Raw genomic sequence first — 12,259 nt, forward strand, 5'->3', positions numbered from 1 at the left:
GATGTAGGCCGGGCAAGCGCAGCGCCGCCCGGCAATGGGTATAAGGGCTGGAGGGTTCCGTCCGCCAGACGCCTGCGCCGCGGGTCAGGCTTTGCTCTCCTGCAGCAGCTGCTGGATCACCTGCTCCTGGCGGGCATAATCCCCTTCGCCGAAGGCGGTATAACGCAGCTGCCCGCGAGCGTCGAAAATGTAATGCGCCGGCCAGTACTGATTGCCGAAGGCGTTCCAGATGGCGTACTCATTATCCGCCACCACCGGGTAGGTTATCCGCCAGTCCTTCACCGCCTGGCGCAGCAGGGGCAACGAACGCTCCCAGGGATATTCCGGGGTATGAACGCCAATCACCACCAGGCCCGCCGCGCGGTATTTGTTCGCCCAGTCGCGCACGTAAGGCAGGGTATGCTGACAGTTGATACACTCCCGGGTCCAGAAATCCACCAGCACCACTTTGCCCTTCAGACGCTCCGGAGTTAACGCCGGGCTGTTGATCCATGCGCTGCCCCCCGCCAGAGAGGGCATCGCGCTACTGGGCTGCGGCGCGGCGATCGGCTGGAGGCTGGTCTTTTGCTCCGGCTGCGGCAGACGGGCGGCCAGCCGCTGCTCCAGCGCCTGGCTCAGTCCACCAGCGCTTTGCAGATAGCGATCGCCGCCGCTAGCGATCAGCGCCACCGAGGCCAGCATTGCCCCCCCTGCCAACCGGCGCAGCCGTTCGCCGAACGCCTGTCCGCGACGCAATCTGGCGATCAACGCCGCCCCGCACCACCCCAGCAGGAATAACATCAGCGCCCCGCCGCTGCCGTAGGCCAGCAGCAAGCCGCCGGTAGTCGCCTGCCCCGGATGCACAAAGCCCAGGCTAAGTATCGCCCCCAATACCGGCCCGGCGCACGGCGCCCACAGCAGGCCCACCGCCAGCCCGGCCAGCAGAGAACCGATCCAGCCGCGCTGGCGTGAACTGGCATCGTTAAGCTGATTCCCCAACGCTACCAGGGGTGAGGTCAGCCGTTGCGCGACGCGTTGCGAAAGCAGACTCAGCCCGACCAGGGCGAAGAACGCCAGCGCCAGACCGCGGCCTGCGAGGGTCAGATTCACCACCCAGCCGCTGGCGACCGTCACCAGCCAGGAGACAGCGCCGAACATCAGCGCCATTCCTGCCAGCATGATCGCCAGCTGCCCCCGGCGGCCCCGGACGCTGGCGAACAGCAGCGGGATCACCGGCAGTGTACAGGGGCTCAGCAGGGTTAACATCCCGCCCAAAAATGCAATTAATATCGACATCGCCTTCTCCTCATTATGCCGTCGCTGCCGAGAGTGGCAGCCACGACATTACAGCAAGGCCATGTAAGGCGAATGTGTCGGGAAAGGGGGAGAATTGTCGGCTTAGTTATCCGTCTTACCCGGAGATACAGCAGGATACAATCCCGCCGCGGCAAGGCGAACACTGGCGTCCAGGCCGCCCTGCGGGCGGTTGGCCAGGCGCAGCGCGCCGTCCATCTGGCTGACCAGCTGCGCGGCGATCGCCAGCCCCAGGCCGGTGCCGCCGGTATCGCGATTGCGCGAGTCCTCCAGGCGATAAAATGGCTGCAGCACCTCCTGCAGCGAGGCCTCGGGGATCCCCGGCCCCTCATCCAGCACATGAAGGGTGATATCCCCCACGGCGTCACGGGTCAGGGTTACCGTGGCCGTCGTACCGAATTTCAAGGCGTTATCGATAAGATTGGTCATCACCCGTCGCAGAGCCTGCGGCGGGATCCACACCACCCCGGCGGTCTCTTCGGGACAAAACTGGACCGGCCGGCCGACATCGGCATAATCGCAGACGATGGTGTCGAGAAACGCATCGAGATTCAGCCGCTGTCGCGCCTCCTCCAGCGGCTGCGAGGTGCGGGCGAAGGCGATGCCCTCCCGCACCAGACGGGTCATATTGTCGAGATCCTGCAGTAGCTTATCGCGCAGTTCCGGCTGGTCGGCCATCTCCACCCGCAGCTTCATTCGGGTTATCGGGGTTTGCAGATCGTGGGAGATGGCGGCAAGGATCCGCGCTCGCTCCTGCAGATGATCGTGGATGCGCGCCTGCATCGCGTTAAACGCGCGGGCGGCGCGACGCACCTCCTCCGGCCCCTGCTCGGCCATAGTTCCCGCCGTGTCGCTGGCCGGCTCCAAGGCATTTACCGCGTGGGTAAAGCGGGAGATGGGCAGCAATACCTGGCGAACCGCGTACCAGGCGCAGGCCAGCAGGAGGACAAACTGAGCGATCAGCACCACCGGCAGCCAGCGGGCGATGGCCGGTAGTTTCGGCCACAGGTCGAGGGTCAACGGCGCGCCGTCGTGAAGGGTAATATGGGCCTGAATATGCTGCCGCGGGCCGGGGATCGCCACAATACTTACCGGATACTGCGCGCTCAGCGCCTCCTGCAGGGAGCGGGCCGCGTCCCGGGCGCGCCAGCTGGCCGGGTAATCGCCGCGCTCCCCGGCGTCCAGCAGATAGCGATAATTGCCGCGCGCCAGCTTCGGCAGCCATTGTGGGCGCTCAGCGGCCGGCAGGCGGTCAAGGATCGCCACGCTGGTGGCGACATCGGAAGCCAGATTGCCCAGCATCACGCTGCGAGCGCTGCTCATACGCTCATAAAACAGCAGCGACAGGGTTAAGGTATTCGCCAGCAGCAGCGCCAGAAACAGCAGCGCCATCAGCCTCGACTGCAGCGAGGCGGGCCAGAACCTCATTCATGCCTCTCGCGAATGGAGACCGGTACCGACAGCACATAGCCTTCGCTGCGCACCGTTTTAATGTAGGCCGGCTCGCGAGCATCCTCCCGTAGCCGCTGGCGCAGTCGGCTCACCAGCAGGTCAATTGACCGCTCAAACAGTTCCGCGTCGCGTCCCTGGGTCAGATTGAGCAGCTGATCGCGGTTCAGCACCCGCTGGGGATGGTCGAGAAACACCCGCAGCAGCCGATACTCCGCCCCGCTGAGGGCGACGATGGCGCCGCTGTCGTCCAGCAGATGACGGGCGGCGGTATCGAGCAGCCAGTCGCCAAAGACGATCAGCCTGCCCGCCTCGGTGATCTGCAGGTTCGGCGGCAGCGCCCGGGTGCGGCGTAAAATGGCTTTGATGCGCGCCAGCAGTTCGCGGGCCACAAAGGGCTTAATCAGATAATCGTCAGCCCCCATTTCCAGGCCGAGGATCCGGTCGCTGTCATCGGTGCGGGCGGTGAGCATCAGCACCGGGATATCCTGCTGCGGGTTAGCGCGCAGCTGGCGACAGAGCGTTAAGCCATCCTCGCCCGGCATCATAATATCCAGCACAATCAGGTCAATTTGATGGTTTTTGAGTACCGACCACATGGCTTTGCCGTTCGCCGCGCCGCTGGCGCGATATCCCGATTTTTCCAGATAGTCGACAATCAGTTCCCGGATGTCGCGGTCGTCGTCGACGACCAGGATGTGGTCAATACGCTCCAAAGGCTGCTCCTGCGGCAAAATAAACTCTTCACAAGCATAAGCCGTGTTGCCGGAAGCGCAACGTCGCGCCGCCGGCAAGGCGCGGGTTACAAACGATCGGCGTCCACCACCGCCTGCACAAACGCCGTCGGATCCTCCTGCGGCGGGTTATGGCCCACCGCTCCCGGCAGATCCCGGTGCTCATATTTACCGGTAAATTTGGCACGGTAGCTGGCGGGAGCCGGATGCGGCGCGCCGTTATTCGCCCCTTCCAGGGTGATGGTGGGCACGGTTATCGGCGGTAGCGCCGCCAGCCGTTGTTCATAGCCGGCATACTCCGCTTCCCCTTTCTCCAGCCCCAGGCGCCAGCGGTAGTTGCTGATGGTGATCGCCACATGGTCCGGGTTATCCAGCGCCCGGGCGGTTTTGGCAAAGGTCGCGTCGCTGAATTGCCACTGCGGCGACGCCTGATGCCAGATAAATTTCGCAAAGTCGTGGGTGTTTTGCCGGTAACCGGCCTCCCCACGCGGGGTGGCAAAATAGAATTGATACCACCACGACAGCTCAGCCTGCGGCGGCAGCGGTTTTTCGCCAATCTGCTGACTGCTGATCAGATACCNGCTCACCGAGACCAGGGATTTCACCCGCTGCGGCCACAGCGCGGCGACGATATCCGCCGTGCGCGCGCCNCAGTCAAAACCGGCCAGATCCGCCTGCCTGATGTTAAGGGCGTCCATCAGATGGACAATATCGGCCGCCATCGCCGACGGCTGACCGTTACGCGGCGTGCTGGCGGAGAGGAAACGGGTCGTGCCGTAGCCACGCAGATACGGCACGATCACCCGGTAACCCTTCTGCGCTAGAGCCGGCGCCACCTGGGCATAGCTCTGAATGTCGTAGGGCCAGCCGTGCAGCAGGATCACCGGCTGGCCGTCGCGTGGGCCGATATCCACGTAGCCAATATTCAGGTCGCCGGCGCGGATCTGCTGGATCTTGTCGAACGCCCCCGCGTCTTCAGCGGCGCAAACGGCGGCGGACCACAGGGTGGATAACCCCAGCGCCACGGCGCTGGTATAGCGGACAAGGGATAATCTGTTCATCGTTTTCTCACCTTTTATCGTCATCAAGAGAGTACGTGACCAGTAAAGCGGAAATTTGTATCCGCCATGTGCCCGACCGGGGCCATTTTTATCTCTTAATGTCAGCGCTGCGCCGCGAGATACAGTGTGATACAAAGTCGAGGTTGGCAATTGTTGCGGGCATGTGAATTTATGCTTGCCCCGGGAGATAAATCCGTTACCGTGGCAGGCATTTTTCACCACTTGAGAACGCAGGAACCCGCTATGGCGATTTTTGATGGTCACAATGACCTGCTGCTGAATCTCTGGCTTCACCATCGCGCGGATCCGGTGAGCGCCTTCTTTGCCGGGATAGAGAACGGCCATCTCGACTATCCGCGCATGCTGCAAGGCGGATTTGCCGGCGGGCTATTCGCGCTATTCGTGCCACCGCAGGAATATATTGCCCGTATGACGCCGCAATACGCCAGCCAACGATGGGATCCGATCGATATCCTCTGGCAGCAACTGGCTATCCTGAAGCAACTTATCGCCCACTCCGCTGGACGCTTGAGATTGTGTCTGAGCGCGGCGGATATCGAACGCTGCCGCGAGGATAAGGTACTGGCGATGGTGGCGCATATTGAGGGTGCCGGAGGTTTTGATGGCGAGGGCCGCGACCTGCAGGCCTTTTATGCCGCCGGGGTCCGCAGCATTGGTCCGTTCTGGAATATTGCGAACCGCTTCGGCAGCGGCGTTAACGGTTCGTTTCCCGGTAGCCCGGACACTGGGCCTGGACTGACAGCGGCAGGTATCGATCTGATTAAGCAGGTCAATGCCTTGAAGATGCAGATGGACGTGTCTCATATGAATGAAAAAGCGTTCTGGGATACCGCCCATCACTCAACGTCACCGCTGGTGGCCACCCACTCCAATGCCCACGCCCTGTGCCCGCAGCCGCGCAATCTGACCGACCAGCAACTGCGGGCGATCCGCGACAGCGGCGGCGTGGTGGGCGTCAATTTCGGCAATGCTTTCCTGCGCGCCGACGGCCGGCGCGATAGCGACACGCCCTTAACCACCATTGTCCGGCATATCGACTATCTTATTAACATAATGGGTGAGGATCATGTGGCCCTTGGCTCGGATTTTGACGGCATCACCCTGCCGGACGAGCTGGGCGATGTGGCCGGCTTACCGCGGCTTATCAATACGTTGCGCGCTAGCGGCTATGATCAATTGGTGCTGGATAAGCTGCTGTGGCGTAACTGGCTACGGGTATTAAAAAATGTTTGGCAACAATAGGTTATATTGTAAACATAAAGTTAATTCCTTACAGATTCCGGGTTGATCTCTCTCCCGGTGAAGCGCAATATGCGGCAGCCGTCACAGATCCACCATTATCCGTGAGGCCTGTAGTCATTTTTAAGAGGAACAAAACATGTGGAAGAAACCTGCTTTTATCGATTTACGTCTCGGTCTGGAAGTGACGCTGTACATTTCTAACCGTTAATCGCCCCGCCCGCCGTTCGCGCGGGCACCTTCATTCATTACCCGGTCCGTCTTCATGTTCATTAAAGTCCTCGGTTCCGCCGCCGGCGGCGGTTTCCCGCAATGGAACTGCAACTGCGCCAACTGTCAGGGTCTGCGCGATGGCACCANTCAGGCTGCCCCCCGCACCCAGTCGTCAATTATCGTCAGCGACAACGGTAAAGAGTGGGTGCTGTGCAACGCCTCGCCGGATATCAGCCAGCAGATTGCCCATACCCCCGAGTTAAATAAAGCCGGCGTACTGCGCGGAACGCATATCGGCGGCATTATTCTCACCGACAGCCAGATCGACCACACCACCGGGTTGCTGAGCCTGCGGGAAGGCTGCCCACATCAGGTCTGGTGCACCCCGGAGGTTCATGAGGATCTCTCCACCGGCTTCCCGGTGTTTACCATGCTGCGGCACTGGAACGGCGGCCTGGTGCATCATCCCATCGCTCCGCAGCAGCCTTTTACCGTTCACGCCTGTCCTGATTTGCAGTTTACCGCGGTGCCTATCGCCAGCAACGCGCCGCCCTATTCGCCGTATCGCGACCGGCCGCTGCCGGGTCATAACGTGGCGCTGTTTATCGAAAACCGCCGCAACGGGCAGACGCTGTTCTATGCCCCGGGGCTGGGTGAGCCGGATGAAACCCTTCTGCCGTGGCTGCAAAAAGCGGACTGTCTGCTGATCGATGGCACCGTCTGGCAGGATGACGAGCTGCAGGCCGCCGGCGTCGGGCGCAATACCGGCCGCGATATGGGCCACCTGGCGCTCGGCGATGAGCACGGGATGATGGCCCTGCTGGCCTCCCTGCCGGCAAAACGCAAAATTCTCATTCATATTAATAACACCAACCCGATCCTTAACGAGCAGTCTCCCCAGCGCCAGGCGCTAACGCAACAGGGGATCGAAGTGAGCTGGGACGGGATGGCAATCACCCTTCAGGATACCGCATGTTGATCACTGACACGCTGTCGCCGCAGGCCTTTGAAGAGGCTCTGCGGGCTAAAGGCGCCTTCTACCATATTCACCACCCTTACCACATCGCCATGCATAACGGCGACGCGACCCGCGAGCAAATTCAGGGTTGGGTGGCGAACCGGTTTTATTACCAGACCACTATTCCGCTGAAAGACGCGGCGATTATGGCCAACTGCCCGGATGCGCAGACCCGGCGCAAATGGGTGCAGCGGATCCTCGACCACGACGGCAGCCACGGCGAGGACGGCGGGATTGAAGCCTGGCTGCGGCTGGGGGAAGCGGTCGGTTTGAGCCGCGACGATCTGCTCAGCGAGCGTCACGTGCTGCCCGGTGTGCGCTTCGCGGTGGATGCCTATCTTAATTTCGCCCGTCGCGCCTGCTGGCAGGAGGCGGCCTGCAGCTCCCTGACCGAGCTGTTCGCCCCGCAGATCCATCAGTCGCGCCTCGACAGCTGGCCGCAGCACTATCCATGGATCAAAGAGGAAGGCTACTTTTACTTCCGCAGTCGTCTGAGCCAGGCCAATCGCGACGTTGAGCATGGCCTGGCGCTGGCGAAGGCCTACTGCGACAGCGCTGAAAAACAGAACCGGATGCTGGAGATCCTGCAGTTTAAGCTCGACATTCTGTGGTCGATGCTCGATGCCATGACCATGGCCTATGCCCTGCAGCGCCCACCCTATCACACGGTCACCGACAAGGCGGCCTGGCACACGACCCGACTGGTGTAATCATGCAGAAAACGTCCATCGTTGCCTTTCGTCGCGGCTACCGACTGCAGTGGGAAGCCGCCCAGGAGAGCCATGTGATCCTCTATCCGGAGGGTATGGCCAAACTCAATGAGACCGCCGCGGCGATCCTCGAGCTGGTCGATGGCCGGCGCGACGTCGCGGCGATTATCGCCATGCTTAATGAACGTTTCCCGGAAGCCGGCGGCGTCGATGACGACGTCATCGAGTTCCTGCAGATCGCCTGTCAACAGAAGTGGATCACCTGCCGTGAACCAGAGTAAACCCACCGTCAATCCGCCGCTGTGGCTGCTGGCGGAGCTGACCTACCGCTGCCCGCTGCAGTGTCCCTACTGTTCCAATCCGCTGGACTTCGCCCGGCAGGATAAGGAGCTGACCACCGAACAATGGATCGAGGTCTTTCGCCAGGCGCGGGCGATGGGCAGCGTTCAGCTGGGCTTTTCCGGCGGCGAGCCGCTGACCCGTAAAGATCTGCCGGAGCTGATCCGCGCCGCGCGCGACCTCGGGTTCTATACCAACCTGATCACCTCCGGGATAGGGCTGACGGAGAGCAAACTGGACGCCTTCAGCGAGGCCGGGCTGGACCATATCCAGATTAGCTTCCAGGCCAGCGATGAAGTGCTCAACGCCGCGCTGGCCGGCAACAAAAAAGCCTTCCAGCAGAAGCTGACCATGGCCAAAGCCGTGAAAGCGCGCGACTACCCGATGGTGCTCAACTTCGTTCTCCACCGGCACAACATCGACCAGCTCGATAAAATTATCGAGCTGTGCATTGAGCTGGAAGCCGATGACGTTGAGCTGGCCACCTGCCAGTTCTACGGGTGGGCGTTTCTTAATCGCGAAGGGCTGCTGCCGACCCGGGAACAGATCGCCCGCGCCGAGCAGGTGGTCGCTGACTACCGGCAGAAAATGGCCGCCAGCGGCAACCTCACCAACCTGCTGTTCGTCACCCCGGACTATTACGAAGAGCGGCCGAAAGGCTGCATGGGCGGCTGGGGATCGATTTTCCTCAGCGTCACCCCGGAAGGCACCGCCCTGCCTTGCCACAGCGCGCGCCAGCTGCCGGTGGCATTTCCGTCGGTGCTGGAGCAGAGTCTGGAATCGATCTGGTATGACTCATTCGGCTTCAATCGCTACCGCGGGTATGACTGGATGCCGGAGCCGTGCCGCTCCTGTGATGAAAAAGAGAAGGACTTCGGCGGCTGCCGCTGCCAGGCCTTTATGCTGACCGGCAGCGCCGATAACGCCGACCCGGTGTGCAGCAAATCCCCGCATCATCACAAAATCCTCGAGGCCAGGCGCGAAGCGGCCTGCAGCGACATAAAAGTCAGCCAGCTGCAGTTCCGCAACCGTACCCGCTCGCAGCTGATCTACCAAACCCGGGACCTGTAATGACGCTGGCGACCCGCACCGTCATTTTGCCGGGCGGCCTGCAGGCCACCCTGGTCCATCAGCCGCAGGCGGATCGCGCGGCTGCCCTGGCGCGGGTCGCCGCCGGCAGCCACCACGAACCGTCGCGCTTCCCTGGGCTGGCGCACCTGCTGGAACACCTGCTGTTTTACGGCGGAGAGCGCTACCAGGATGATGACCGACTGATGGGCTGGGTGCAGCGCCAGGGCGGAAGCGTGAATGCCACCACCCTGGCTCGCCATAGCGCGTTCTTTTTCGAGGTTGCCGCCGATGCTCTGGCTGATGGCGTCGCGCGTCTACAGGAGATGCTGCAGGCCCCGCTGCTGCTCAGGGAAGATATTCAGCGCGAAGTGGCGGTGATTGACGCCGAGTACCGCCTGATCCAGCAGCATGAGCCATCGCGCCGGGAAGCCGCGGTGCGCCACGCCGCCAGCGCGCCCGCGGCGTTTCGCCGCTTTCAGGTAGGCAGCGCCGACGCGCTGGCGGGCGATCTCGCTGCGCTGCAGGCCGCCTTAGGCGATTTTCACCGCACCCATTACGTCGCCCGGCGAATGCAGCTCTGGCTGCAGGGACCGCAGTCGCTGGAGGCGCTCGGCGAGCTGGCGGCCCGTTTCNCCGCCGGGCTTGCCGCAGGCGAGCCTCCGCCGCCGGCGCCGCCGCTGCGCCTGGGCGAGTTCACTGCACTGCAGCTGGCGGTCTCCAGCCAGCCCGCGCTGTGGCGCTGCCCGCTGATCGCTTTAAGTGACAACGTCACGTTACTGCGCGAGTTTTTGCTGGATGAAGCCCCCGGCAGCCTGATGGCCAGCCTGCGCCAGCGCCGGNTGGCCGGGGATGTGGCGCTGAACTGGCTGTATCAGGATCGGCACCTCGGCTGGCTGGCGCTGGTCTTCGCCAGCGACCGGCCGGAAGAGGTCGACCGGCAGATAACCCACTGGCTGCAGGCGCTACAGCAAACGACGCCTGAGCAGCAGCAACACTACTATCAGCTATCCCGCCGCCGCTTTCAGGCGCTGTCGCCTCTCGATCAGCTGCGCCAGCGGGCATTCGGCTTTGCCCCCGGCGCGCCGCCCGCCGGGTTCGCCGATTTTTGCGCCGCCCTGCAGGCCGCCCCGTCGGTCAGCCTGGCCTGTCAAACCGTTTCCCCAGGGGAGCCTGTTGCCACCCAGGGCTTTAGCCTGCCGCTTAGCCGCTGGCGCCGCCGCCCTGAGTCTGACCCGGCGCTGGGGTTCGCTTTTTATCCGCAGGCCGCTGGCGATCTCGTTGCCAAATGCCCGGAGAAAGCCGCGCCGCTGCTCCATCTCCCGTTACCGGAAGAGCCGCCGAGGCTCCTGCTGCGACCGCCCTTCTACTGCTCGCCCGATCAGGCCGAAGGACTGGCGCGTGGGGAACAGCTGCGCCCACTGCTTGCCGCCCTGCGCCATGCCGGGGGACACGGCGAGTGGCATCTGTTCGACGGCAGCTGGCAGTTGACCCTCCAGCTGCCGGAGCCAGGCCGACGGCCGGAGGCGATCCTGCAGGCCATCCTGCGGCAGCTCGCGCTCCCGGTCGCCTCGCTGACCCCACCGCCGGATAGTATCGCTATCCGTCATCTCATGGCTCAACTCCCCGAACGGCTGGGTACATCCGGGCATCAGGAAGGTTGGCTGGCGGCCCTGGCCGGCGGCAGCGCAGAAGATGCGCAGTGGGTAGCGCGTCAGCTGAGCCTGATTACCGCCCCGGTTAATCCGCCGATGCCCGCTCCGGCGCCCTGCCGCCGCGGCGTCGAACGTCTGGTTTATCCGGGAGGCGATACAGCGCTGCTGGTCTTTATTCCGCTGCCGGATGGCGCCTCGCTGGCGGCCCTGCGGCTGCTGGCGCAGCATTGTGAGCCGCTATTTTTCCAGCGCCTGCGGGTGGAGCAGCAGATTGGCTATGTGGTGAGCTGCCGCTATCAGCGGGTCGCCGATCGCGACGGGCTGCTGATGGCGCTCCAGTCCCCGGATCGCCGCGCCGGGGAATTGCTGCGCTGTGGTAAAGACTTTCTGCGCCAGCTGGCCCCCATGGATGAGGCGACCTTCAGACCGCTACAGCAGCGCCTGGCCGCTCAGATCCGCGCCAGCAGGCCGCCAGAGGCGCGGGCGCTGTCCGCCCTGCGTCAGGAGTATGGTTTACCAGAGCTAACGCCGCAGGCGGTTGACGCGCTGCGCGTTGCAGAGGTGGCCGATCTGGCACGCGAAATGACCCGCCGGCGTCGCCGCTGGCAGGTGCTGTTCACGACAGGGGATTAATTGCCGGGGGCATCCGGGGTCAGAAAGGCGCTGACGAAGCGCGTAAGGATCGCCGCGCCCTGCGGGCTCTCCTGCACCTCGTCGTGTAACCGCTGCGCGTCAATACCTTCCGCCTGCAGCACCGCCTCCCGGTGGCGGATCAGCGAACGGGCTATCGGCGCGGTAAATTCCGGGTGAAATTGCGTAGAGACCGCGTGCGGCCCATAGCGCACAATCTGGTGGGGATCGTGGGCGGACGCGGCCAGCACCGTGGCCCCTTCCGGCAGACGAGTCACGGTTTGCAAATGGCTCAGATGCGCAGGAAATGTAGCCGGCAGGCCGCTCAGCAGCGGATCATCGACACCCCATGGCGACAGCGTAATGGTTTGGCTGCCGCTTTCCCGCCCGCCAGGATGATACGCCACCTCGCCCCCCAGGGCATGGGCCATCAGCTGATGACCATAGCAAACGCCGAACAGCGGCATGTCGATAGCCACCGCCTGCCGGATCCAGTCGGCGGTCCGTTCGCTCCACGCCAGACGATCGGTCACCATCGCCCACGAGCCGGTTAGCACCGCTATGGTCTGGTTATCCGGCGTCGGCAGCGGTTCATCTTCAAACACCCGCACCGTGGTGAGCTGCGTCTGCCACGGCGCCAGCAGCGTGCGAAACCAGCGCGGCAGATCGCCATGCGCCTGGCGAATGGCCGTCGGCGGCGTGCCGGTCTGGACCAGCAGTAATCGGTTACGTGTCACCTTTCCTCCTCGCTCCGGGTCATGTTCCCGTAAAACACTATGCCGCCGGGAAGACGATGGGACAAATAACCAATTACTATGGACGATGCGCC

Annotated in this window: 12 protein-coding genes; 7 read left to right on the plus strand and 5 right to left on the minus strand. The window is 63.1% G+C overall.

Annotation, left to right across the window (positions count from 1 at the left end; translation table 11 throughout):
• Window positions 1-84: 84 nt before the first annotated feature.
• The 4 genes from VZP09_RS09015 to VZP09_RS09030 all read right to left on the minus strand — a co-directional run bounded on the left by VZP09_RS09015 (window position 85) and on the right by VZP09_RS09030 (window position 4,537).
• Window positions 85-1,275, minus strand: coding sequence for a cytochrome c biogenesis protein/redoxin (locus VZP09_RS09015; protein WP_004184155.1), 1,191 nt, complete (start codon window positions 1,273-1,275; stop codon window positions 85-87).
• 102 nt (window positions 1,276-1,377) lie between these two features.
• On the minus strand, window positions 1,378-2,721 hold the full coding sequence (locus VZP09_RS09020; protein ID WP_040211359.1) for an ATP-binding protein: 1,344 nt from the start codon (window positions 2,719-2,721) through the stop codon (window positions 1,378-1,380).
• Window positions 2,718-3,458 (minus strand): response regulator, encoded by a 741-nt coding sequence (locus VZP09_RS09025; RefSeq protein WP_004176065.1) that lies wholly within the window; start codon window positions 3,456-3,458, stop codon window positions 2,718-2,720. The genes VZP09_RS09020 and VZP09_RS09025 overlap by 4 nt, the downstream gene beginning before the upstream one ends.
• An 86-nt stretch (window positions 3,459-3,544) precedes the next feature.
• The gene (locus tag VZP09_RS09030; protein WP_328795061.1) at window positions 3,545-4,537 is read right to left on the minus strand and encodes an alpha/beta fold hydrolase; all 993 of its coding nucleotides are present in this window, start codon (window positions 4,535-4,537) and stop codon (window positions 3,545-3,547) included.
• Window positions 4,538-4,780: 243 nt separating this feature from the next.
• Here VZP09_RS09030 and VZP09_RS09035 point away from each other — a divergent pair, with 243 nt between their 5' ends.
• The 7 genes from VZP09_RS09035 to pqqF all read left to right on the plus strand — a co-directional run bounded on the left by VZP09_RS09035 (window position 4,781) and on the right by pqqF (window position 11,433).
• Window positions 4,781-5,800: a dipeptidase gene (locus VZP09_RS09035; protein WP_004184157.1), complete on the plus strand. Its 1,020-nt coding sequence runs from the start codon at window positions 4,781-4,783 to the stop codon at window positions 5,798-5,800.
• A 136-nt stretch (window positions 5,801-5,936) separates the two neighbouring features.
• Window positions 5,937-6,008 (plus strand): pyrroloquinoline quinone precursor peptide PqqA, encoded by a 72-nt coding sequence (gene pqqA / locus VZP09_RS09040; RefSeq protein ID WP_002905689.1) that lies wholly within the window; start codon window positions 5,937-5,939, stop codon window positions 6,006-6,008.
• Between the two features lie 54 nt (window positions 6,009-6,062).
• Complete coding sequence (gene pqqB, locus VZP09_RS09045) at window positions 6,063-6,989, plus strand: pyrroloquinoline quinone biosynthesis protein PqqB (RefSeq protein ID WP_328795062.1); 927 nt, start codon at window positions 6,063-6,065, stop codon at window positions 6,987-6,989.
• Entirely contained in the window at window positions 6,983-7,738 is a 756-nt protein-coding gene (pqqC, locus tag VZP09_RS09050) for a pyrroloquinoline-quinone synthase PqqC (RefSeq protein WP_004143685.1), read from the plus strand. The genes pqqB and pqqC overlap by 7 nt, the downstream gene beginning before the upstream one ends.
• A 2-nt stretch (window positions 7,739-7,740) precedes the next feature.
• Window positions 7,741-8,019, plus strand: coding sequence for a pyrroloquinoline quinone biosynthesis peptide chaperone PqqD (gene pqqD, locus VZP09_RS09055; protein WP_004143686.1), 279 nt, complete (start codon window positions 7,741-7,743; stop codon window positions 8,017-8,019).
• Window positions 8,006-9,148 carry a pyrroloquinoline quinone biosynthesis protein PqqE gene (pqqE, locus tag VZP09_RS09060; RefSeq protein ID WP_015958461.1) on the plus strand — a complete coding sequence of 381 codons (1,143 nt, stop codon included), beginning with the start codon at window positions 8,006-8,008 and terminating at the stop codon, window positions 9,146-9,148. The genes pqqD and pqqE overlap by 14 nt, the downstream gene beginning before the upstream one ends.
• The gene (pqqF, locus tag VZP09_RS09065) at window positions 9,148-11,433 is read left to right on the plus strand and encodes a pyrroloquinoline quinone biosynthesis protein PqqF (RefSeq protein WP_328795063.1); all 2,286 of its coding nucleotides are present in this window, start codon (window positions 9,148-9,150) and stop codon (window positions 11,431-11,433) included. Before pqqE ends, pqqF begins: the two co-directional genes overlap by 1 nt.
• On the opposite strand, the gene VZP09_RS09070 is transcribed toward pqqF, so the two are convergent.
• Window positions 11,430-12,167 (minus strand): glutamine amidotransferase, encoded by a 738-nt coding sequence (locus VZP09_RS09070; RefSeq protein WP_040211365.1) that lies wholly within the window; start codon window positions 12,165-12,167, stop codon window positions 11,430-11,432. The genes pqqF and VZP09_RS09070 overlap by 4 nt on opposite strands.
• Window positions 12,168-12,259 lie beyond the last annotated feature (92 nt).

The organism is Klebsiella sp. EMBS2024 (genome assembly GCF_036233805.1).
Taxonomy (GTDB): domain Bacteria; phylum Pseudomonadota; class Gammaproteobacteria; order Enterobacterales; family Enterobacteriaceae; genus Klebsiella; species Klebsiella pneumoniae.

Coding starts and splice junctions, on each gene's coding strand:
- VZP09_RS09015 (WP_004184155.1), bottom strand. CDS start 1,275: ATGTCGATATTAATTGCATTTTTGGGCGGGATGTTAACCCTGCTGAGC.
- VZP09_RS09020 (WP_040211359.1), bottom strand. CDS start 2,721: ATGAGGTTCTGGCCCGCCTCGCTGCAGTCGAGGCTGATGGCGCTGCTG.
- VZP09_RS09035 (WP_004184157.1), top strand. CDS start 4,781: ATGGCGATTTTTGATGGTCACAATGACCTGCTGCTGAATCTCTGGCTT.
- pqqC (WP_004143685.1), top strand. CDS start 6,983: ATGTTGATCACTGACACGCTGTCGCCGCAGGCCTTTGAAGAGGCTCTG.
- pqqD (WP_004143686.1), top strand. CDS start 7,741: ATGCAGAAAACGTCCATCGTTGCCTTTCGTCGCGGCTACCGACTGCAG.